Origin of the sequence: Streptomyces sp. NPDC048644, from assembly GCF_043199105.1 — a bacterium.
GTDB lineage: Bacteria > Actinomycetota > Actinomycetes > Streptomycetales > Streptomycetaceae > Streptomyces.
This window is the reverse complement of sequence record NZ_JBICVO010000019.1, coordinates 56429-76650: the sequence shown is the minus strand read 5'-3', so window position 1 is coordinate 76650 and position 20222 is coordinate 56429. Positions and strand designations below refer to the sequence as shown.

15 protein-coding genes are annotated in these 20222 nt (G+C 73.8%); 13 read left to right on the top strand and 2 right to left on the bottom strand.

Features of this window, described 5'->3' with window-relative positions; genetic code table 11:
- Nucleotides 1-11: 11 nt before the first annotated feature.
- The 7 genes from ACGFNI_RS31420 (at nt 12) to ACGFNI_RS31390 (ending at nt 9668) form a co-directional block, all read left to right on the top strand.
- The gene (locus ACGFNI_RS31420; RefSeq protein WP_393688454.1) at nt 12-1685 is read left to right on the top strand and encodes an FAD-dependent oxidoreductase; all 1674 of its coding nucleotides are present in this window, start codon (nt 12-14) and stop codon (nt 1683-1685) included.
- Nucleotides 1682-3235 (top strand): FAD-binding oxidoreductase, encoded by a 1554-nt coding sequence (locus tag ACGFNI_RS31415; RefSeq protein WP_393688452.1) that lies wholly within the window; start codon nt 1682-1684, stop codon nt 3233-3235. The genes ACGFNI_RS31420 and ACGFNI_RS31415 overlap by 4 nt, the downstream gene beginning before the upstream one ends.
- A gap of 43 nt (nt 3236-3278) precedes the next feature.
- Nucleotides 3279-3929, top strand: a complete 651-nt coding sequence (locus ACGFNI_RS31410; RefSeq protein ID WP_393688450.1) for a glycerol-3-phosphate responsive antiterminator — start codon at nt 3279-3281, stop codon at nt 3927-3929.
- Between the two features lie 5 nt (nt 3930-3934).
- Nucleotides 3935-4237, top strand: coding sequence for a putative quinol monooxygenase (locus ACGFNI_RS31405; RefSeq protein ID WP_393688448.1), 303 nt, complete (start codon nt 3935-3937; stop codon nt 4235-4237).
- Complete coding sequence (locus ACGFNI_RS31400) at nt 4234-5373, top strand: zinc-binding dehydrogenase (RefSeq protein ID WP_393688446.1); 1140 nt, start codon at nt 4234-4236, stop codon at nt 5371-5373. Before ACGFNI_RS31405 ends, ACGFNI_RS31400 begins: the two co-directional genes overlap by 4 nt.
- A gap of 862 nt (nt 5374-6235) precedes the next feature.
- On the top strand, nt 6236-7435 hold the full coding sequence (locus ACGFNI_RS31395) for an acyl-CoA dehydrogenase family protein (protein WP_393688444.1): 1200 nt from the start codon (nt 6236-6238) through the stop codon (nt 7433-7435).
- A gap of 115 nt (nt 7436-7550) precedes the next feature.
- Entirely contained in the window at nt 7551-9668 is a 2118-nt protein-coding gene (locus tag ACGFNI_RS31390; RefSeq protein WP_393688442.1) for a tetratricopeptide repeat protein, read from the top strand.
- 36 nt (nt 9669-9704) lie between these two features.
- On the opposite strand, the gene ACGFNI_RS31385 is transcribed toward ACGFNI_RS31390, so the two are convergent.
- Complete coding sequence (locus tag ACGFNI_RS31385) at nt 9705-11012, bottom strand: glycoside hydrolase family 27 protein (protein WP_393688440.1); 1308 nt, start codon at nt 11010-11012, stop codon at nt 9705-9707.
- A 190-nt stretch (nt 11013-11202) separates the two neighbouring features.
- Here ACGFNI_RS31385 and ACGFNI_RS31380 point away from each other — a divergent pair, with 190 nt between their 5' ends.
- The 5 genes from ACGFNI_RS31380 to ACGFNI_RS31360 all read left to right on the top strand — a co-directional run bounded on the left by ACGFNI_RS31380 (nt 11203) and on the right by ACGFNI_RS31360 (nt 18290).
- Nucleotides 11203-12774, top strand: coding sequence for a phytoene desaturase family protein (locus ACGFNI_RS31380; protein ID WP_393688438.1), 1572 nt, complete (start codon nt 11203-11205; stop codon nt 12772-12774).
- Nucleotides 12775-12892: 118 nt separating this feature from the next.
- The gene (locus ACGFNI_RS31375) at nt 12893-13996 is read left to right on the top strand and encodes an NAD(P)H-dependent flavin oxidoreductase (RefSeq protein ID WP_393688436.1); all 1104 of its coding nucleotides are present in this window, start codon (nt 12893-12895) and stop codon (nt 13994-13996) included.
- Between the two features lie 40 nt (nt 13997-14036).
- Nucleotides 14037-15596, top strand: coding sequence for an acyl-CoA synthetase (locus tag ACGFNI_RS31370; protein ID WP_393688434.1), 1560 nt, complete (start codon nt 14037-14039; stop codon nt 15594-15596).
- Nucleotides 15597-15678: 82 nt separating this feature from the next.
- Complete coding sequence (locus tag ACGFNI_RS31365; RefSeq protein ID WP_393688432.1) at nt 15679-17226, top strand: fatty acyl-CoA synthetase; 1548 nt, start codon at nt 15679-15681, stop codon at nt 17224-17226.
- A 269-nt stretch (nt 17227-17495) separates the two neighbouring features.
- Nucleotides 17496-18290, top strand: a complete 795-nt coding sequence (locus tag ACGFNI_RS31360; RefSeq protein WP_393688430.1) for a VOC family protein — start codon at nt 17496-17498, stop codon at nt 18288-18290.
- 260 nt (nt 18291-18550) lie between these two features.
- Here ACGFNI_RS31360 and ACGFNI_RS31355 read toward each other — a convergent pair whose 3' ends face one another.
- Nucleotides 18551-19384 carry a class I SAM-dependent methyltransferase gene (locus ACGFNI_RS31355; protein WP_393688428.1) on the bottom strand — a complete coding sequence of 278 codons (834 nt, stop codon included), beginning with the start codon at nt 19382-19384 and terminating at the stop codon, nt 18551-18553.
- Between the two features lie 124 nt (nt 19385-19508).
- On the opposite strand from ACGFNI_RS31355, the gene ACGFNI_RS31350 reads away from it, so the two are divergent.
- Nucleotides 19509-20141 carry a chorismate mutase gene (locus ACGFNI_RS31350; RefSeq protein ID WP_393688426.1) on the top strand — a complete coding sequence of 211 codons (633 nt, stop codon included), beginning with the start codon at nt 19509-19511 and terminating at the stop codon, nt 20139-20141.
- Nucleotides 20142-20222: the final 81 nt, after the last annotated feature.

Sequence of the window (20222 nt, the reverse complement as noted above, 5' to 3'; positions counted from 1 at the left end):
GAGTTGATGTTGTGATCACCATGCCCGCCCGGAAGCCGCGGCGCAGCGCCGCGGCGACCCGCCGGACGCCCCTGCTGCTCGACCGCGCGGCGACCAAGCGCCGGCTGGCCGACGACACCTACGACGTGGTCGTGATCGGCGGCGGCATCACCGGGGCTTACGCCGTGCTCGACGCCGCATCGCGCGGACTGCGCGCGGCCCTCGTCGAGAAGGACGACTTCGCCTCCGGCACGTCGTCGAAGTCCTCCAAGATGGTGCACGGCGGCCTGCGCTACATCGAGCAGGGCAACGTCAACCTCGTGCGCCACTCGCTCCTGGAGCGCCACCGCTTCCGCAAGAACGCCCCGCACCTGGTGCACCGGCTGCCGTTCCTCTTCCCGATCCTGGAGAAGGAGGGCATCTTCGACGCCCGCCTCGCCAAGGGATTCGAGGGCCTGCTGTGGACCTACGACCTGGTCGGCGGCTGGCGGATCGGCAAGCTCCACCAGCGCCTGACCGTCCCCGAGGTCCTCGCGCAGGCGCCGACGCTGCGCGCGGAGAACCTCAAGGGCGGGCTGATGTACTTCGACGCCCGCACCGACGACGCCCGGCTGGTCCTCACCCTCGTACGGACCGCAGCCGCGCTCGGCGCGACGGTGCTCAACGGCGCCGCGGCCGAGGGCCTGTTGGTGCAGCACGGCAAGGCGGCGGGCGCCCGGATCATCGCCGACGGCGACCGGATCGACGTCCGGGCCCGCGCCGTCGTCAACGCCACCGGCGTGTGGGCCGACCAGGTCGACGCGATGGCCGACGACGGGCACCGGCCGCAGGTGCGCCCCGCCAAGGGCGTCCACATCGTGGTGCCGTGGGACAAGGTGCGGATCAACTGCACGGTCACCGTGCCGATCCCCGGCCGGGCCCGCCGCGCCACCTGCACCCGCTGGGGCAACAGCGTCGTCCTGGGCACCACCGACGAGGACTACCAGGGCTCCGTCGACGACGTGCACTGCACCCGCGAGGAGATGAACTTCCTTCTGGAGGGCGCCAACACCGCCTTCGAAGGCAAGCTCACCCCGGACGACGTGGTCGGCTCCATCGGCGGCCTGCGCCCGCTGGTCGGCGGCAAGGAGGGCGCCACCCTCGACATGCGCCGCGACCACCACATCACCGTCGGCGCCACCGGCATGGTGACGGTGACCGGCGGCAAGCTCACCACCAGCCGGCACATGGGCGAGCTGGTCGTCGACAAGGTGATGACGGTCCTGGGCCGCAAGGGCGCGAGCCGCACCGCCAAGCTCCCGCTGCTCGGCGGCGCGGGCTACGACGCCGAAGCGGTCGCCGCGTCCGGCGGCATCGCCGCGCACCTGGGCGAGCGCTACGGCACCGAGGCCCGCTTCGTCGGCGACCTGATCGCCGACGACCCCGAGCTGGCCGAGCCGATCGTCGCGGGACTGCCGTACACCAAGGCCGAGGTCGTCTACGCGGCCCGCGCCGAATTGGCCCGCTCCGTCGACGACGTGCTGTCCCGCCGGCTGCGCGCCCGCCTGTTCGCCCGGGACGCGTCCGCGGACGCGGCAGCCGCCGTCGGTGCCCTGCTCGGCCGCGAACTGAACCTCACCGAGGCCGAGGTGGACCGTTCGGTCGCCGCGTACCTCGAAGACATCCGTCACGAGAAGACCGTCCTCCTCGAAGGAGCAGCAGCATGATCAGCCGTCAGACCATCACCCACCCGTTCAACCGCGGCAACTACACCATCGGCGCCCCCAGCCGCGCCAAGTGGGCGCAGAACATCCCGATCGGTGACGGCGATGCCGCCCTCCAGGCCGACCCGGTCGAGGTGCCCGCGCCGGTGATCGAGGCGCTGCGCGACGCCGCGCAGGCCGTGCACACCGCCCGCGACGAGGTCGTCACCCGGACCCGCGACTGGTGGGCCGGATCGATGATCGGCGAGACCGAGGGCCGCCCCGCGACGCCGGACGCCGTGATCGTCGAGGCGGCCGACGCCGACCAGGTCGCCGCCGTCCTGCGGATCTGCCACCAGGCCGGCATCCCGGTCACCCCGTCGGCCGGCCGCTCCAACGTCACCGGCGCGGCGCTGCCCGTCTTCGGCGGCGTCGTCCTGGACGTCTGCGCGCTGAACCGCATCACCGGCTTCGACCCCGTCTCGAACGTGGTCGACGTCGAGGCCGGCATGTTCGGCGACCTCTTCGAGAAGCAGCTCCAGGAGGAGTACGGCGTCACCACGGGCCACTGGCCCTCCGCGTTCGCCGTCTCCACGGTCGGCGGCTGGATCGCCTGCCGCGGCGCGGGCCAGCTCTCCACCCGCTACGGCAAGATCGAGGACATGGTCGTCGGCGTCGACGTCGTGCACGCCGACGGCACCCGCGCCACCTACGGCGACTACGCCCGCGCCGCGGTCGGCCCCGACCTGCGCCAGCTGTTCGTCGGTTCCGAAGGCACCCTCGGCGTCATCGTCTCGGCGCGGCTGCGGGTCCACCCGCTGCCGGAGTACGCGAACGCCGTCGCCTTCGGCTTCGACACCTTCGCGCAGGGCCTCGACGCCTGCCGCGAGATCATGCAGCGCGGCGCCACCCCGGCCGTCCTGCGCCTGTACGACGCCCTCGAATCGGGCACCCACTTCGGTCACCCGGAGACCAACCTGCTGCTGATCGCCGACGAGGGCGACCCGGCGATCGTGGACGCCTCGCTGAAGGTGGCGGCCGAGGTGTGCGCCGCGTACGGCCCCGAGCTGGACAGCCAGGCGGTCTTCGCGCGCTGGCTGGACGAGCGGATGCTGGTCGGCAAGTCGTCGGACGGCTTCACCCCTGGCCCCGGGTTCGTCGCCGACACCCTGGAGATGGCCGCGTCCTGGGCCGACCTGCCGGTCATCTACGACGAGGTGGTGACCGCGATCCAGGCGGTGCCCGGCACCCTGGCGGCCTCGGCCCACCAGTCCCACGCGTACACCGACGGCGCCTGCGTCTACTTCTCGCTGCGCGGCGACGTGGACCCCGCGGCGCGCCGCGACTGGTACCGCTCGGTCTGGGACGCCGCCAACGCCGTCCTCATCAAGCACCGGGCGGCGCTCAGCCACCACCACGGCTGCGGCCTGCTGCGCGGCCCCTACCTGGAGGAATCCCTCGGCGCCGGCTTCGCGACCTTCGTCGCCGTGAAGCAGGCCCTGGACCCGATCGGCATCCTCAACCCTGGCAAGCTGGGCCTTCCCAGCCGATTCGGTACGTCCCCGCTGCACTGATCCGGGCGGCGCGCACCCTCTCCCTCCCAGGCAGGCCCTCGCCATGAATCACTCCTCCCGGACCGCGCTCGACCCCCGGCTCTCCTCGGTCTTCGCCGAGGTGCCGGTCGTCGCGTCGGTGGTCGGCACCCAGCCGCTGCGGCAGTTCCTGACCGCACCGGCGAAGGTGGGCATCCTCGCGTCGTTCGCCGTGGGGCAATTGCCCCAGGTCGTGCCGGCGCTGGGCCGGGCGGGGAAGACCGTGTTCGTGAACGTCGACAGCAGCCCCGGTCTCGCGCAGGACCGGGGCGCGCTGGAGTTCCTCAAGAACCTCGGCGCGCACGGTGTGGTGAGCACCCGGCTCTCCCTCATAGAGAAGGGGCGCCCGCTCGGCCTGCTGACCATGATGAAGGTGTTCGTCACCGACCGTTCCAACCTGCGCCGCTCCCTCGACGCGATCTCACGCGGGGCGCCGGACCTGGTCGAGATCATGCCCGCCCCGATCATCGGCCGGATGAGCGCGCAGGCGCAGCGCGCGATGTCCCCCTCGGTCGCCGCGGGTTTCGTGGAATCGCCCGCGGACGTGGCGGTGGCGCTGGCCCTGGGCTCGGCCGCCGCCGCCACGTCCGACCCCCGTCTGTGGCACCTGCGCCGCGACCAGCTGCCGCCGGTCCCGCCGTCCGCACTCAAACGACCCGCACCACCCCAGGAGTGACCCCTGTGACCTACGTCGTCCTAGCCCGCTACCGCACCAGGCCGGATGCGGAGCACACCGTCCTCACCCTCCTCGACGCGATGGCCACCGCCTCCCGCCAGGAGCCTGGCTGCCTCGGCTACCGCGTCCACCAGGGCATCGAGGACCCGCGCGCGGTCGTGCTGTACGAGGAGTACGCCTGTGAGGCCGACTTCACCGCGCACTGCGCCTCCGCCCACTTCCAGGAGATCGTGCTCGGCAAGGTCGTACCGCTGCTGGAGAGCCGCGACGTCCTGCGCTGCGCACCGCGTGCGGAGGTGACGCAGTGAAGACCCGCGCGGTGGTGCTCCGCGGCACATCGACCGCCCGCCCGTACACCGGCAGCCGCCCCGTCGAGGTGGAGGAGCTGGACCTCGGCGCGCCCCGGGAGGGCGAGGTCCTGGTCCGTATCGCCGCCGCGTCCCTCTGCCACTCGGACCTCTCGGTGGTCAACGGCGACCGGGTGCGTCCGCTGCCGATGGCGCTCGGCCACGAAGCGGTGGGGGTGATCGAGGAGACCGGGCCCGGCGTCGGCCGGGTCGCGCCCGGCGACCACGTGGCGCTGGTCTTCGTCCCCAGCTGCGGCTTCTGCCGGCACTGCGCGGAGGGCAGGCCGGCGCTCTGCGGGCAGGCGGCGGCGGCCAACGGCAGCGGAGCCCTGCTGCACGGACCCTCGCTCCTCACCGACGCCGCGGGCGAGACGGTCCACCACCAGCTGGGTGTCTCCGCCTTCTCCGAATACGCGGTGGTGGCACAGGAATCGGTGGTCCCGATCCCGCGGGACGTCCCCTTCTCGGTGGCCTCCCTGTTCGGCTGCGCGGTCCTGACGGGTGCCGGCGCGGTCATCAACACGGCGGCGCTGCGGCCCGGACAGGCGACGGTGGTGTACGGCCTGGGCGGCGTGGGCCTGTCCGCGGTGCTCGGCGCCCGCGCGGCGGGGGCCTACCCCGTCATCGCCGTGGACCCGGTGCCCGAGAAGCGCGCCCTGGCCCTGCGGCTGGGCGCCACCCACGCCTACGATCCCGCCGACGCCATCGAGGAGATACGTGAACTCACCTCCGGCGGCGCCGAGTTGGCGGTGGAGGCGGTGGGCAGTCCCCAGGTGATGGCCGCGTGCCTGGCGGCGGTGGCCCGCGGCGGCCGGGTCGTCTCGGTCGGCCTGCCCGCCCCCGACCGGGTCCTTGAGGTACCGGCCCTGGCCTTCGCGGGCGAGGGCAAGTCCCTGCTGGGCTCCTACATGGGCGACGCGGTGCCGCGCCGCGACATCCCGCGCTTCCTCGACCTGTGGCGGGCCGGCCTGATGCCGGTGGAGAAGATGCACACCGGCACCCTGCCGCTGACGGACATCAACGAGGCCCTGGAGGAACTCGCGTCGGGGCGTGCGATCCGCCAAGTCCTCGACACATCGGGGATGCTGGAGAGCTGAGAGCTGAGAGCTGAGAGCTGAGAGCTGAGGACTGGGGGACTGAGGGCTGAGGGCGGTGCTCGGACCGTCCGGGGCGGGCGACCCCGGACGGTCCGAGCGCCGCCTCCGCCACCTCCGGCCGCGCCCTTGCGTACGCATCCGGCCCGGCTCGTCGCATACGCCCGCACCCCCGGCGTCGCCACCCTCCGTGCGCGCACCGTCACCCGGGTTTCCGGACGCCGTGCACCGGTAACCCGGGGCGGAGGACGTGCCGTCCCCGGCCCGGACCCGGTCGTGGGCCCGGGGCGGGCCGACCCGACCCGCGAAGGAGGCGCTCACCGTGACCGTGCCGCAGCCGCCGGGGCCGCCGGGCCCCACGCACCCCGACCCGCGAAGGAGGCGCTCACCGTGACCGTGCCGCAGCCGCCGGGGCCGCCGGGCCCCACGCACCCCGACCCCGTCCCGCCCACCCCGGGCCCTGGCCCTGGCCCGCCGGGCCCGACACCCGGGCCGACGCCCGGACCCGCCCCCGCTCCCGGCCCCGACCCGGTGCCGGCCCCCGTCCCGGCGCCCGAGCCCGACCCCATTCCGCCCCACCCCGCCCCGCCGACGCCGGGCCCTGCACCGGGCCCGCTCCCCGACCCGCTGCCCGCCCCGCACACCCGTCCGCCGGGCGGCTGACGGACGCCGCCCACCGGCCGCCGCACCCCGGTGGGCGGACGAGGCGCGGCGCGAGCCATCGGCCGCGCCGTCGCCGCCCCCGCGCGCGCCCTTCCGCATTTCTGCAACGCGTTCTACTCTGCTGCCGATCCGGTAACCGACGGCCCGTCAGAAACTGGGCCCCGCAGGGCCGGAGACCGGGAGCGGACGAACTGGAGGGGCCGTGCACCTCGAATACACCCCCGAACAGCAGCGGTTGCGCGCCGAACTGCGGACGTACTTCGCCGGGCTCGTGCCGGACAACGCCTACGCCCGCCACTTCGACCCCGCCGCCCAGAAACGGTTCTACCGCGACACCGTGCGGCGCCTGGGCAGCGACGGCTGGCTCGGGGTCGGCTGGCCCGTCGAGTACGGCGGCCGTGGCATGTCGCCGATGGAGCAGTTCATCTTCTTCGACGAGGCCGCGCAGGCCGGTGTGCCGCTGCCGCTGATGGCGCTCAACACCGTCGGCCCGACGATTATGCAGTTCGGCACGGACGAACAGAAGGCGTACTTCCTGCCCCGCATCCTCTCCGGCGAGATCGACTTCGCCATCGGCTACAGCGAGCCCGACGCCGGCACCGACCTCGCCGCCCTCAAGACCCGCGCACGGCGCGTGGGGGACGAGGAGAGCGGCCACTACCTCGTCAACGGGCAGAAGATCTGGACCACCAACGGCGACACCGCGGACTGGGTATGGCTCGCCGTACGCACCACGGAGCCCGCGGACGGCATCCCGCCGCACAAAGGCATCACCATGCTGCTGGTGCCGACGTCGGACCCCGGCTACTCCTGCACCCTCATCAACACCCTCGCCTCGCACGACACCACGGCCAGCCACTACGAGAACATCACGGTCCCGGCCTCCCGCCGCGTCGGCGAGGAGAACAAGGGCTGGCGGATCATCACCAACCAGCTCAACCACGAGCGGGTCACCCTCGCCGCCCACGGCACGATGGCCATCCGCGCCCTGCACGACGTCCAGCGCTGGGCGGCGGCAACCACCCTCGCCGACGGCCGCCGGGTCATCGACATCGGCTGGGTCCGCGGCCGGCTGGCCCGCACCCACACCGCACTCGACGCCATGAAACTGCTCAACTGGCAGATGGTCGACGCGCTCCAGCAGGGCACGCTCACCCCGCAGGACGCGTCGGCGGTCAAGGTCCACGGCTCCGAGGCCCGCCGCGACGCCTACGCCTGGCTGATGGAAGTCGTCGGCGCGGCCGGACCGCTCAAGGAGGGCTCGGCCGGCGCGGTGCTCCACGGCGAACTGGAACGCGGCTACCGCTCCGCCGTCATCTTCACCTTCGGCGGCGGCAACAACGAGATCCAGCGCGAGATCATCTCCTGGATCGGCCTGGGTATGCCGCGCGTACGGCGGTGACGCGCCCCGCCGCCCGGTGCCCTACAAGCGCCCCCGCTCCGCCGCCATACTGGACGGGCAGGGCACGCAGGGGGAGCTGCGCGGTGGACAGCGCGGACGGGGGCGGCGGCGGACGATGGCGGACAGCGAGCTGATGCACGGGCGTTACCGGCTGCTCGACAGGATCGGGCGCGGCGGCATGGGGGAGGTGTGGCGGGCGCGGGACACCTCGCTCGGGCGTCAGGTGGCCGTCAAGTGCCTCAAACCGCTCGGCAGTCGGCGCGATCCGAAGACGCTGCGGGTGCTGCGCGAACGGTTCCGCCGCGAGGCGCGGGTCGCCGCCGCGCTCCAGCACCGCGGGATCACCGTCGTCCATGACTTCGGCGAGGACGACGGCACCCTCTTCCTCGTCATGGAACTGCTCACCGGCCGCAACCTCAGCCAACTCCTTGAGGACAACCGCCGCCACCCGCTGCCCGTCCCCGACGTCATCGACATCGCCGAACAGGTCGCCGCGGCCCTCGCCTACACCCACGAACACGCCGTGGTCCACCGCGACCTGAAACCGGCGAACATCGTCAGGACCGCCGACGGCACCGTCAAGATCTGCGACTTCGGCATCGCCAGGCTCGGCCACGACATCGGCTTCACCGCCCGGCTGACCGGCACCGGCATCGCCATGGGCACCCCGCACTACATGTCGCCCGAGCAGATCGACGCCGGAACCGTGGACCACCGCAGCGACCTGTACTCGCTGGGCTGCGTGCTCTACGAAATCGCCACCGGGGCCCCGCCGTTCGGCGATGGCGACGCCTGGGCGGTCCTCGTCGGCCACCGCGACGCCGCCCCCGAACCGCCGCGCGCCCGCCGGCCCGAACTGCCCGAACCGTACGAGCGGATCATGCTGGAGCTGCTCGCCAAGGACCCGGACGACCGGCCGGTGGACGCCGGTGAGCTGACCGCGCGCCTCGCGGACGCCCGCCGCGGTCACCACGGCAGGCAGCCGCGGGCGGTGCAGGACACGGTGCCGGCCGCCCGCACCCGGCGGCTGCCCTCCTGGACCCGGGGGATGGGCATCGGCTCCCCGGCGGGCGGCGCGCGGTCGCCCGGACGCGGCGGCCCCGGCCCCGCCCTCGCGCAGCTCACCGGCGCCTGGACGGGACCGCCGTCCCGTGGGGCCGGAACACCGTCGGCCGGTCCGCCGCAGGCCGCCTCAGCCGACACCATCGCCGGGCTCGGCGAGCGGCACGACGCGGGCATCGGCCTCGGCCGCCTGGGCCGCTGGGACGAGGCCGCCGCCGTGCACCGCGCGGTCGCCGATGAACGCGCCTGGCTCCTCGGGCCCGACCATCCCGACACCCTCGAAGCCAGGCGCCGTACGGCCGAGGCCCTGGCCCGTCTCGGCCGGCACTTCGAGGCGCACCAGATCCTCGCGGCGGTGCTGGCCGGACTCCGCAGGGCGCGGGGCGACGACCACCCCGGCACCCTCAGCTGCCGCCACGACCTCGCGGTCGGCCTGGGCCGGCTCGGCCGCCTGGAGGACGCGTACCGCACGGCCCGCGAGGTGGCGGGCGCGCGGGCCGCGGTGCTGGGCGAGCGGCATCCCGACACGTTGTGCAGCCGCGGCGAAGCCGCCTGCCTGGCCGGCCGGCTGGGCCGGTGGACGGAGGCGCTGGGGGAGTACCGGAAGATCGCCGACGCGCGGGCGGCGGCCTGCGGCGCCGACCACCCCGACACGCTCGCCGCCCGCTCCGACGTCGCCCTCACCCTGGGCAGGCTCGGCCGCGCAGCCGATGCGCTCGAAGCCCACCGTGAGCTGGTCGCGGGCCACACCCGGACGCACGGCCCCGACGCGGCGGTGACGCTCCGGGCCCGGCACGGCCTGGGTGTGGGCCTCGGCCGCCTGGGCCGCTGGGAGGAAGCGCTCGCCGAGGCAGGGGAGGTGGCCGCGCGACGCGCCACCGCGCTCGGCCCCGGCCACCCCGACACCCTGGTCAGCCTGCGCGAGAGGGCGGTGGCGCTGGGCTGGCTCGGCCGCTGGGACGAGGCGCTCGGCCTGTACCGCGAGGTCGCGGACGTCAGGGAACGGGAGGCGGGCCCGGCCCACGCCGACACCTTCGCCGCCCGCGCCGACGAGGCCCAGTGCCTGGAGCGGCTGGGCAGGACCGACGAGGCCACCGCCCTCTACCGCAGGGCCGCCGCGCTCCGCAGGGCAGGCGCGGACCACCGGGAGCCCGCGGACCGGCCGTGGTGAGGCCGCCCCGGCGGCGACGGCGCGTCAGCCGTACGGTCAGCGCGCGGTGACGCGGTAGAGCACCGTGGCGTGCGGCGGGATGTCCTTCGCGGTGACGGCGCCGCGGCTGTGGGTGGTGCGTCCGGTGGTCAGGTCGCGCAGGCGGTAGGAGGCGGCGGGCGGCAGTCCGGCGGCACTCGCGGTGGTGGACACCGTCCGCGGGACGTCACCCGAGTTGAACAGCGCCACCGCGCGGTCGCCGTTCTTCAGCTCCTTCGACAGCACCGCCGATTCCGCGTCGCGGTGCACCAGCACGCCCTGGACACCGAGCGGGTCCTGGTCGACGGCGATGATCTCCCGGTTGCCGAGCACGTCGAGCGCCGTGGGGGAGAGCCTGGTCAGGTCGGTGCTGGAGATCAGCGGCGCGGCCATCGTCGCCCAGAGCGCCATCTGGCTGTGGATCTCCGCCGCCGTCAGGCCCGAGTCACCTGCCAGCAGGTAGTCGGGGTCGTTCCAGCGGCCGGGCTTCTGGAGGCCGGCCAGCCGGGCGTTGTAGTCGAAGTTGTAGAGGACCGACGACCACTTCGCCGCCGGCGCGTGCTTCTCAAGGGCGATGTCGCGGCCCTCACGCCAGAGGTTGCCGACCTCGCCCGACCAGCCGATGACCTGGTGCCAGGTCCGCTCGTCGTCGTACTGGAAGTAGGCAGGAGCGGACACCGAGAAGGTGATGGGGCGGCCGGTGTCGCGCAGCGCCCGGCTCATCAGGCCGTAGGCGTCGCGGTAGGTCTGCTCCTTGGTGAGCCCCTGCCGGGTGGGCAGGTTGCAGCCGTCGAACTTGAGGTAGTCGACCTTCCAGCGGGCGAACAGCTCGGCGTCCTGCCGGTAGTGGCCCAGGCTGCCGGGGTACTTCTCGCAGGTGGCCGTCCCCGCGTCCTCGTAGATGCCGAACCGCAGCCCCATGGCGTGCAGTTGGCGTCCGATGTACGCCATGCCGTGCGGGAACTTCACCGGGTCGGCCACCAGCTCGCCCCGCGGCCCGCGCTGCTTGGTCATCCAGCAGTCGTCGACGGTGACGGTGTCGTACCCCTTCTTCGCCAGGCCGCTGCGCACCAGTGCCCTGGCGTTGCCGAGTACGGTCTTCTCGTTGATGTCGCACATGTAGTACGACCAGTTGTTCCAGCCCATCGGCGGGGTCGGGGCCAGGTTCGGATAGTGCCCTGCGGCCTGCCGGGCGCCGGACTTCCCGGGGGAGTCCGGTGTGGCGGAAGCCGGCTCCGATGCCGCGAGCAGGGCCGCCGTACAGGCGGCTGCGGCGGTCAGTCCGGCGAGGGTGCGGCCGATGCGGGAAACCGGAACAGGGGGCACGGGTCACCTCAAGGGGCGTGCGGAGCGCGGCTCCTGGACGGGTGAGGTCCGGATCCGCGCCCGGCGGGGCGGGCTCGGACCCCACTCATCCAGGAGCCGCCCCCGTCCGGTCAAGACGCCCCGCTGTCGTGGGGCGAGGATTCAGCCGCCTGCGCCTGGCGGCCGTGAACACCGCGTGCTACCAAGAGGGATGCCGCAACGGACTTCGTATGACGTGGTCATCGTCGGTGGCGGGCACAACGGACTGGTGGCCGCCGCCTATCTCGCACGCGCCGGACGCAGCGTGCTGGTGCTGGAGCGGCTGGACCACACCGGTGGTGCCGCCGTGTCGACCCGGGCGTTCGCCGGGGTGGACGCCCGGCTGTCCCGCTACTCCTACCTCGTGAGCCTGCTGCCGCCGAAGATCGTGCAGGACCTCGGGCTGCGCTTCGCGGTCCGCACCCGTCCCGTCTCCTCCTACACCCCCGCGCTGCGCGACGGGCGGCCGACCGGCCTCCTGATCGGCCACGGCCCAGGCCGCACCCGCAGGTCGTTCGCCGAACTCACCGGATCCGACACGGAGTTCACCGCCTGGCAGCGCTTCCACGCGGCCACCGGCCGGGTCGCGCAGCGGGTCTTCCCGACCCTCACCCAGCCGCTGCCCGACCGGGCAGCGCTGCGCGCCAGGGTCGATGACGACGCCACGTGGGAAGCGCTGTTCGAGCGTCCGCTCGGGGAAGCGGTCGAAGCGGCGTTCGCCGACGACCTGGTGCGCGGCGTGGTCCTCACCGACGCCCTGATCGGCACCTTCGCCACCGCCCACGATCTGTCGCTGCGGCAGAACCGCTGCTTCCTCTACCACGTCATCGGCGGCGGCACCGGCAGTTGGGACGTCCCGATCGGCGGGATGGGCGCGCTCACCGACGCGCTGGCCGACGCCGCCCGCCGGGCCGGCGCCGAGATCGTCACCCGCTGCCGGGTCACGGCCCTGGCGGCGGACACCAAGGGCGCCGAAGTGACCTGCGAAGCGGGCACCGTCGGGGCCAGGCGGGTGCTGGTCAACGCCGCACCACGGGAGCTGGCCCGGCTGCTGGGCGAGCGCCCGCCGCCCGCGGTGGAAGGCGCCCAGCTCAAGGTCAACATGCTGCTGACCCGGCTGCCGCGGCTGCGGGACACCCGCGTCGATGCGCGCGACGCGTTCTCCGGAACCTTCCATGTCGCCGAGGGATACGGCCAGTTGGAGACCGCCCACCGGCAGGCCGCGGCCGGCCGGCTGCCCTCGGCGCCGCCGTCGGAGCTGTACTGCCACTCGCTGACCGACCCCTCGATCCTCGGCGCCGACCTCGTCCGCCGGGGCTACCAGACGCTCACCCTCTTCGGGCTGCACACCCCGGCCCGGCTGTTCGCGGGCGACACCCCGGAGCGTGCGGACACCCGGGACCGGCTGCTCGCCGCCACCCTCGCCGAACTGGACCGTCACCTGGCCGAACCGCTCGCCGACTGCCTGGCACGCGACGCCGAAGGCCGCCCGTGCATCGAGGCCCGCAGCCCCCTCGACCTGGACCGCGAACTGGGCCTGCCGGACGGCAACATCTTCCACCGCGAGCTCGCCTTCCCGTACGCGGACCCGGACGACGGAGCCGCCGCCACCGCCGCCGGACGCTGGGGCGTGGCGACCGGGCACCCGAACGTCCTGCTCTGCGGGGCGGGCGCGGTGCGCGGCGGCGGAGTGAGCGGCATCCCCGGGCACAACGCGGCGATGGCGGTGCTGGAGGACGGGTGAGGGACGGGTGAAGGGCGCGCCGTCGGATGTGCCGGCCACCGCCGTCCGTCCGCCCGAAAACTGACGCAGCATCAGAAAATCTCTTCCCTGATACGGCGCGCTGCGGCATCCTGCGCCCATGCAGACGGAGCTGAGCACCACGCTGGGCGTCGAGCACGCCGTCTTCGGATTCACCCCGTTCCCCGCGGTCGCCGCCGCGATCACCAGGGCCGGCGGCTTCGGCGTACTGGGCGCCGTCCGCTACACCGCCCCCGACGAACTCGCCCGCGACCTGGACTGGATGCAGCAGCACACCGAAGGGCTGCCGTACGGGCTCGACGTGGTGATGCCCGCCAAGAAGGTCGAAGGGGTCAGCGAGGCCGACGTCGAGGCGATGATCCCGGACGGGCACCGCCGCTACGCCGCCGAGATCCTCGCCAAACACCACGTCCCGCCGCTCGCCGCGGGCGAGGCGTCCGGCTGGCGGATCACCGGCTGGATGGAGGAAGTCGCCCGCAACCAGCTCGACGTGGCCTTCGACTACCCGATCGCCCTCCTCGCCAACGCACTCGGCTCGCCGCCGCCCGACGTCATCGCCCGCGCCCACGACCACGGCGTCCGCGTCGCCGCGCTGGCCGGCAGCCCCCGGCACGCCCGCCACCACAAGGCCGCCGGCATCGACATCGTCGTCGCGCAGGGCTACGAGGCGGGCGGGCACACCGGCGAGATCGCCACCATGGTCCTCACCCCCGAGGTCGTCGCGGCCGTGGACCCGCTGCCGGTGCTGGCGGCCGGCGGGATCGGCACCGGTGAGCAGATCGCGGCCGGGCTCGCGCTCGGCGCCCAGGGCGTCTGGCTCGGCTCGCTCTGGCTGACCTGCGAGGAGGCCGAACTGCACTCCCGCAGGCTCACCGCCAAGCTCCTCGCCGCAGGTCCAGGCGACACCGTCCGCTCCCGCGCGCTGACCGGCAAACCCGCCCGCCAGCTGCGCACCGAATGGACCGACGCCTGGGACGACCCGAGCGGCCCGGGGCCCCTCCCGATGCCGCTCCAGGGCCTCCTGGTGGCCGAGGCCAACTCCCGTATCCAGCGCCACGAGGTCGAGCCGCTGCTGGGTACCCCGGTCGGCCAGATCGTCGGCCGGATGAACAGCGAACGCAGCGTGCAGGCCGTCTTCGACGAGCTCACCCGCGGCTTCGAGCGGGCCATCGACCGCATCAACCGCATCGCGGGACGCGCCTGACCCCTGGACGAGGAAGCCCAGCTCCCGAGGAGGAAGCGCCATGACGGACAACTCCGCACCGCCGCCCGGCTTCTGGGCGCAGGCCGCGGCCGACCCGGACCGCACCGTGCTGATCGCCCCGGACGGTGAGGAGTGGACCGCGGGACGGCTGCACGCCGCGAGCAACCAACTGGTCCACGGGCTGCGCGCGGCGGGCCTGGAACGCGGCGACGTCTTCGCCGCCGTCCTGCCCAACGGGGTGGAGTTCTTCACCGCCTACCTCGCCGCGTCCCAGGCCGGCCTCTACCTGGTGCCCGTCAACCACCACCTCGTCGGCCCGGAGATCGCCTGGATCGTCGCCGACTCCGGCGCCAAGGTGCTGATCGCCCACGAGCGGTTCGCCGAAGCGGCCGGGTCCGCCGCCGACGAGGCCGGGCTTCCGGCCACCCATCGCTACGCCGTCGGGCACATCGACGGCTTCCGGCCCTACCGCGGGCTCCTCGACGGACAGTCCTCCTCGCCCCCGGAGGAGCGCACCCTCGGCTGGGTCATGAACTACACGTCGGGCACCACCGGACGTCCCCGCGGCATCCGCCGCCCGCTGCCCGGCATCCGGCCCGAGGAGTCCCACCTCGGCGGCTTCCTCGGCATCTTCGGCATCCGCCCCTTCGAGGACAACGTCCACCTCGTCTGCTCGCCGCTCTACCACACCGCCGTGCTCCAATTCGCGGGCGCTTCCCTGCACATCGGGCACCGGCTGGTCCTGATGGACCGCTGGCAGCCCCAGGAGATGCTCCGCCTGATCGACGCACACCGGTGCACCCACACCCACATGGTCCCCACCCAGTTCCACCGGCTGCTCGCCCTCCCGCAGGAGACCAGGGACGGCTACGACGTGACCTCCATGAGGCACGCCATCCACGGGGCGGCGCCCTGCCCCGACCACGTGAAGCGCGCCATGATCGACTGGTGGGGCGACTGCGTCGAGGAGTACTACGCGGCGAGCGAGGGCGGCGGCGCCTTCGCCACCGCGGCCGACTGGCTCCGCAAACCCGGCACGGTCGGCAGGGCCTGGCCGATCAGCGAACTGGCCGTCTTCGACGACGAAGGCAACCGGCTGCCGGCGGGCGAACTCGGCACCGTCTACATGAAGATGAGCACCGGCGGCTTCAGCTACCACAAGGACGAGGGGAAGACCCGCAAGAACCGGATCGGCGACTTCTTCACCGTCGGCGACCTCGGCTTTCTCGACGAGGACGGCTACCTCTTCCTCCGCGACCGCAAGATCGACATGATCATCTCGGGCGGGGTCAACATCTACCCCGCCGAGATCGAGTCCGCCCTGCTCGGCCACCCCGCCGTCGCCGACGCCGCGGTCTTCGGCATCCCGCACGACGACTGGGGCGAGGAGGTCAAGGCCGTCGTCGAGGCCGCCGAAGGACACCGCGCGGGCCCCGAACTGGCCGCTGACCTCCTCGCGTTCTGCGCCCGGCACCTGGCCGGCTACAAACGCCCCAAATCCGTCGACTTCATCGCCACCATGCCGCGCGACCCCAACGGCAAGCTCTACAAGCGGCGGCTGCGCGCACCGTACTGGGAGGGCCGCGAGCGCGCCGTGTAGCGACGGCCCTGCGCACGACACCGCACGGGCCGCCCCGTGCCGGTCCCTTGACCCGGCACGGGGCGCGTCCGAGTATCACGCCATGACGCGAGTGCGGAGCAATACGGTCGACGGAGTGCTGCGGCGCAGCGCGCGGCGGGTGCCGGGACGGACGGCGGTGCGGTACGCCGACCGGGCCTGGACCTACCGGGAACTGGACCGCGCGGTGACCGCGGCGGCGCGGGTGCTGCGCGGCGCCGGACTCGCCGCGGGCGACCGGGTCGCCGCCTACGGACACAACTCCGACGCCTACCTCATCGGCTTCCTGGCCTGCGCCCGCGCCGGTCTCGTCCACGTCCCCGTCAACCACGCCCTCACCGGCGACGACCTGCGCTACCTCCTGGAACAGTCCGGCAGCGCCCTGGTCCTGACCGACCCGGGGCAGGCGCACCACCTGCCGCCGTCGCTCCCCGCCATGCCGCTGCGCGACGCGCCCGGCGCACTGCTGGAACGGATCCGCGAGGCGCAGGCGGCGGACGCGGAAGAGCCGGACGTCCCGGCAGATGTGCCCGACGACGCACTCGTCCAGCTCCTCTACACCTCAGGAACCACCGCGCTCCCCAAGGGCGCGATGATGACGCACCGCGCGCTGGTCCACGAGTACACCAGTGCCGTCGTCGCCCTGGACCTCAAGGAGACCGACCGGCCGCTGCACGCCCTGCCCCTGTACCACTCCGCGCAGCTGCACGTCTTCCTGCTGCCCTACCTGGCGGTGGGCGCGGAGAACACGATCGTCGACGGGCCCGATCCGCGGCAGATCTTCGACCTGGTGGAGGCGGGCCGGGTCGACAGCCTCTTCGCGCCGCCGACGGTATGGATCGCGCTGGCGAACCACCCGGAGTTCGGCGACCGGGATCTGGGCGCGCTGCGCAAGGCGTTCTACGGTGCCTCGGTCATGCCGGTGCCGGTCCTGGAACGGCTGCGGGCCCGTCTGCCGGAACTCGCCTTCCACAACTGCTTCGGCCAGAGCGAGATCGGCCCGCTGGCCACCGTACTCGGTCCCGACGAGCACGCAGGCCGGATGGCTTCCTGTGGGCGTCCGGTGCTGTTCGTGGAGGCGCGCGTGGTGGACGAGGCGGGCGCCGAGGTGCCCGACGGCGAGCGCGGCGAGATCGTCTACCGCTCGCCCCAGCTGTGCACCGGCTACTGGGACAAGCCGCAGGAGACCGCCGCGGCATTCCGGAACGGCTGGTTCCACTCCGGCGATCTGGCGGTACGCGACGCCGACGGCTATTTCACCGTCGTCGACCGGGTCAAGGACGTCATCAACTCCGGCGGGGTGCTGGTCGCCTCGCGCCAGGTGGAGGACGTGCTGTATGCGCACCCCGAGGTGGCGGAGGTCGCGGTCATCGGGCTGCCCGACGACCGCTGGATCGAGGCGGTGACCGCCGTTGTCGTCCGGCGCACCCCGGCAGCCGACGGCCCGGAGGCGGCGGGCCCGGTGGGGGAGCGGGAGCTGATCGACGCCGCGCGGACCCGGCTCGCGGCCTTCAAGGCACCCAAACGGGTCCTGTTCGTGGACGCGCTGCCGCGCAACGCCAGCGGCAAGGTACTCAAGCGCGAGCTGCGCGCCCGTTTCGCCGACGGCTGAGCCCACGGGCCGGGGGCCGAGGGCCGGGGCCGGCCGCGCGGGGCGGCGCCGCCCGGACAGCCGCGGGCGCCGGGTGTACGGAGAGCGACTGTCAGTGCCCCCTGGCATGCTGAGAAATGGCCGGAACCCCCGCCGACGATAACTCTGTGTCACTGTCGGCCGGTTCGGCTGCACCACCGTTCGCAGCTCTCCGCGGGTCCGGACGGCACCACCCCGGCCCCGTACCGCACAGCGCCCCGCGCAGGACGAAGGACACCGGAGGACCACCCATGCTCACCACCGACTACGTACCGGGCACACCGAACTGGCTCGACCTCGGTGCCCCCGACACCGAGGCCGCGGCCGGCTTCTACACCACCGTCTTCGGCTGGACCTTCCAGTCGGCGGGCCCGGACGCCGGCGGCTACGGCTTCTTCCAGCTCAACGGCAGGACCGTCGGCGGCATCGGCCCGCTCACGGAGACCGGCGCGTCCTCCGCCTGGACGGTGTACTTCCAGACCCCGGACGCGGACGCCACCCGCAAGAGCGTCGAGCAGGCAGGCGGTTCGGTCCGCGTCCCGCCGCAGGACGTCTTCACCGCGGGCCGGATGGCGGCCTTCACGGACTCCACAGGCGCCGACTTCGGCGTCTGGCAGCCCGGCGACGTCCAGGGCCTGGAGACGGTGTCGGAGGCCAACTCCCTGTGCTGGACGGAGCTTTACACCACCGACGCCGGCGCGGCGAAGTCCTTCTACCGCTCGGTGTTCTCCTGGGACGCGCAGGACATGCCGATGGGCGACGGCATCGTCTACAGCGTCGTCTCCTCGCCGGGCGGCGGCAAGGGCGAGGACACCGGCCAGGGCGGCATCATGCAACTGCCCCGGGAGAACCGGGACGCCGGCTCGACGCCCGAGTGGCACCCGTACTTCGGTGTCACCGACTGCGACGCGACCTTCACCACGGCCACCGGCGGCGGCGCGACGGTCCTGATGGCCCCGTCCGACGTACCTGGTGTCGGCCGGATCGCCGCGCTCAAGGACCCGGCGGGAGCCCCGTTCTCCCTGATCACGGGCGACCCGTCCTGACATGGGCAGGACCGGAGGGGCCGGACCGACTCCTCGGTGGCCACCGGCCGTTCCGTGGTGCAGGAGAGCCGGATGATTTGCGTGTGGCGAACAGGCGGGCGGCATGAGGCGGACGGCCCGCGGGTACGCCGAGCCCATGAGCGATGTACGGAACGTGCAGGTGGGTGAGGTGCGGCTGGCATACCGGGTGTGGGGCGACGAAGCGGCGCCCCCGCCGTGCTGCTGCACCCGGCTCACCCGCCCGCCGCGCCCGGCCGGCCTCACTCCGGCCGGGTCGCGCTGCCGAGCAGGGCCACGGCCGGGAGCGCCACGAAGCCGTCGCCGACCGCGTGGGCGGCCACCTTCCGGTCGTACGTCCGGCGTACGGCCGCCAGCGAGCCGGGGTCGAGCCGGGAGACGACGGCGCCGGTCAGCGGGGTGCCGGCGGTGACGTCCGACCACCACTGGCCGGGGTCGACGCGGTGCAGCAGGCGAAGGGTCTCCACGTCGGCCGACGCGAAACCGGCCTCGTCCAGCAGCCGGCAGAAGGCCGTGGGCCGGTCCGGGGCCGTGGAGTCGGCCAGGAAGGGGCCGGACAGTGGCACCTCGTCCGGGTAGGGCACCCCGGACTCGGCGACGGACTCGCCGAACAGCGCCAGCGCCCGCATCGCCTCCTTCTCCCAGCAGGTCAGCGCCAGCCGCCCGCCCGGTGCCAGGACCCGGCGGATCTCCGCGAGCCCGGCGGCCGGATCGCCCAGGTGGTTGATGACGAAGTTGCCGACCAGGGCGGTGAACTCGCCGTCGGCGAAGGGGAGTTCGTCCAGGAGGGCGGTGCGGACGGCGAGGCCGGGGTGCGTTCGCGCCGCGAGGGCGGCCATCTCGGGCGAGGCGTCCACCGCGGTCACCTCGGCGCCCCGCCGCAGGGCCGCGGCGGACACCGTCCCCGGCCCGCAGCCCACGTCCAGGACGCGGCTGCCGGCGCCGACCCCCGCGGCGTCGAGGAGCGGTTCGACGAAGCGGGCGGCCAGGCGCCCGAAGCCGTCGCGGTAGGCGTCGGCGCGGCCCTGCCAGCCGGCCCGCTCGAAGCGGTCGAACGATTCCGCGTCCCAGGTCACAGCCGGCCCTGCCTCTCGTAGCTGATCTCCCATGGTGCCAGAGGCGGTTGGCGGATCAGGGCGGGTCGGGGCCCGCCCTGCGGGTACGGTCGGGCGGAGAATTCCGGTTCGAGAAGGGCTGACCGTGCACCTGACCACTTTGCCGCGCCGTCTGCTGGCCGCCGGCGCCGCAGCGACCGTCCTGTTCACCGCGACCGCCGCCGCCACGGGCACCGCGGCGGCGGCCCCGTCGCCCGCCCCGGCGGCCCGCCCGGCGCCCGCCGCGCACTCCTCCTACGCCGCGCTGCGTCCGCTCGCCGCGCTGTCGGTCGAGCGGGACGCGGTCGGCGATCTGGTGGCCGCAGCCAAGTGGGGCACCGGCGGGCCCATCGACGATCCGGCCCGTGAGCAGCAGGTGCTGGACGCGGTGGCGGCGCAGGCGCGGCAGCTGGGCGCTGACCCCGCGGCCACGAAACGGATCTTCCGGGACCAGATCGAGGCGAGCAAGGTCGTCCAGCGGGAGCTGCACCGCCGGTGGACGGCCGATCCCGGGCAGGTGCCGGCCGAGCGCCCGGACCTGAACGAGGTCCGCGAGAAGATCAACCGCATCAACACCGGTCTGGTGCGGGCCATCGCCGCATCGGATGCCGCGCGCTCGGCGCCGCAGTGCCCGGTGGTGCTGGGCGCGGCAGCCGGACAGGTGTGGCACGCGCAGCGGCTCGACGCGCTGCACACCGCCGCGCTGGCCCGCGCCCTGCGGTCGGTGTGCGGCGGCTGACCCGCCGTCGGCGGGGCGGGACGCCCGGAGTCCGTGAACGTCTGCCCCCGGCATGCCCGTTCGTCCTGGGTGCGCGCGCCG

Bases quoted from the DNA above. Each gene is read 5' to 3' on its own strand.
- ACGFNI_RS31375 (WP_393688436.1), top strand. From the start codon at position 12,893: ATGCAGACGGAGCTGAGCACCACGCTGGGCGTCGAGCACGCCGTCTTC.
- ACGFNI_RS31360 (WP_393688430.1), top strand. From the start codon at position 17,496: ATGCTCACCACCGACTACGTACCGGGCACACCGAACTGGCTCGACCTC.
- ACGFNI_RS31380 (WP_393688438.1), top strand. From the start codon at position 11,203: ATGCCGCAACGGACTTCGTATGACGTGGTCATCGTCGGTGGCGGGCAC.
- ACGFNI_RS31365 (WP_393688432.1), top strand. From the start codon at position 15,679: ATGACGCGAGTGCGGAGCAATACGGTCGACGGAGTGCTGCGGCGCAGC.
- ACGFNI_RS31415 (WP_393688452.1), top strand. From the start codon at position 1,682: ATGATCAGCCGTCAGACCATCACCCACCCGTTCAACCGCGGCAACTAC.
- ACGFNI_RS31370 (WP_393688434.1), top strand. From the start codon at position 14,037: ATGACGGACAACTCCGCACCGCCGCCCGGCTTCTGGGCGCAGGCCGCG.
- ACGFNI_RS31390 (WP_393688442.1), top strand. From the start codon at position 7,551: ATGGCGGACAGCGAGCTGATGCACGGGCGTTACCGGCTGCTCGACAGG.
- ACGFNI_RS31410 (WP_393688450.1), top strand. From the start codon at position 3,279: ATGAATCACTCCTCCCGGACCGCGCTCGACCCCCGGCTCTCCTCGGTC.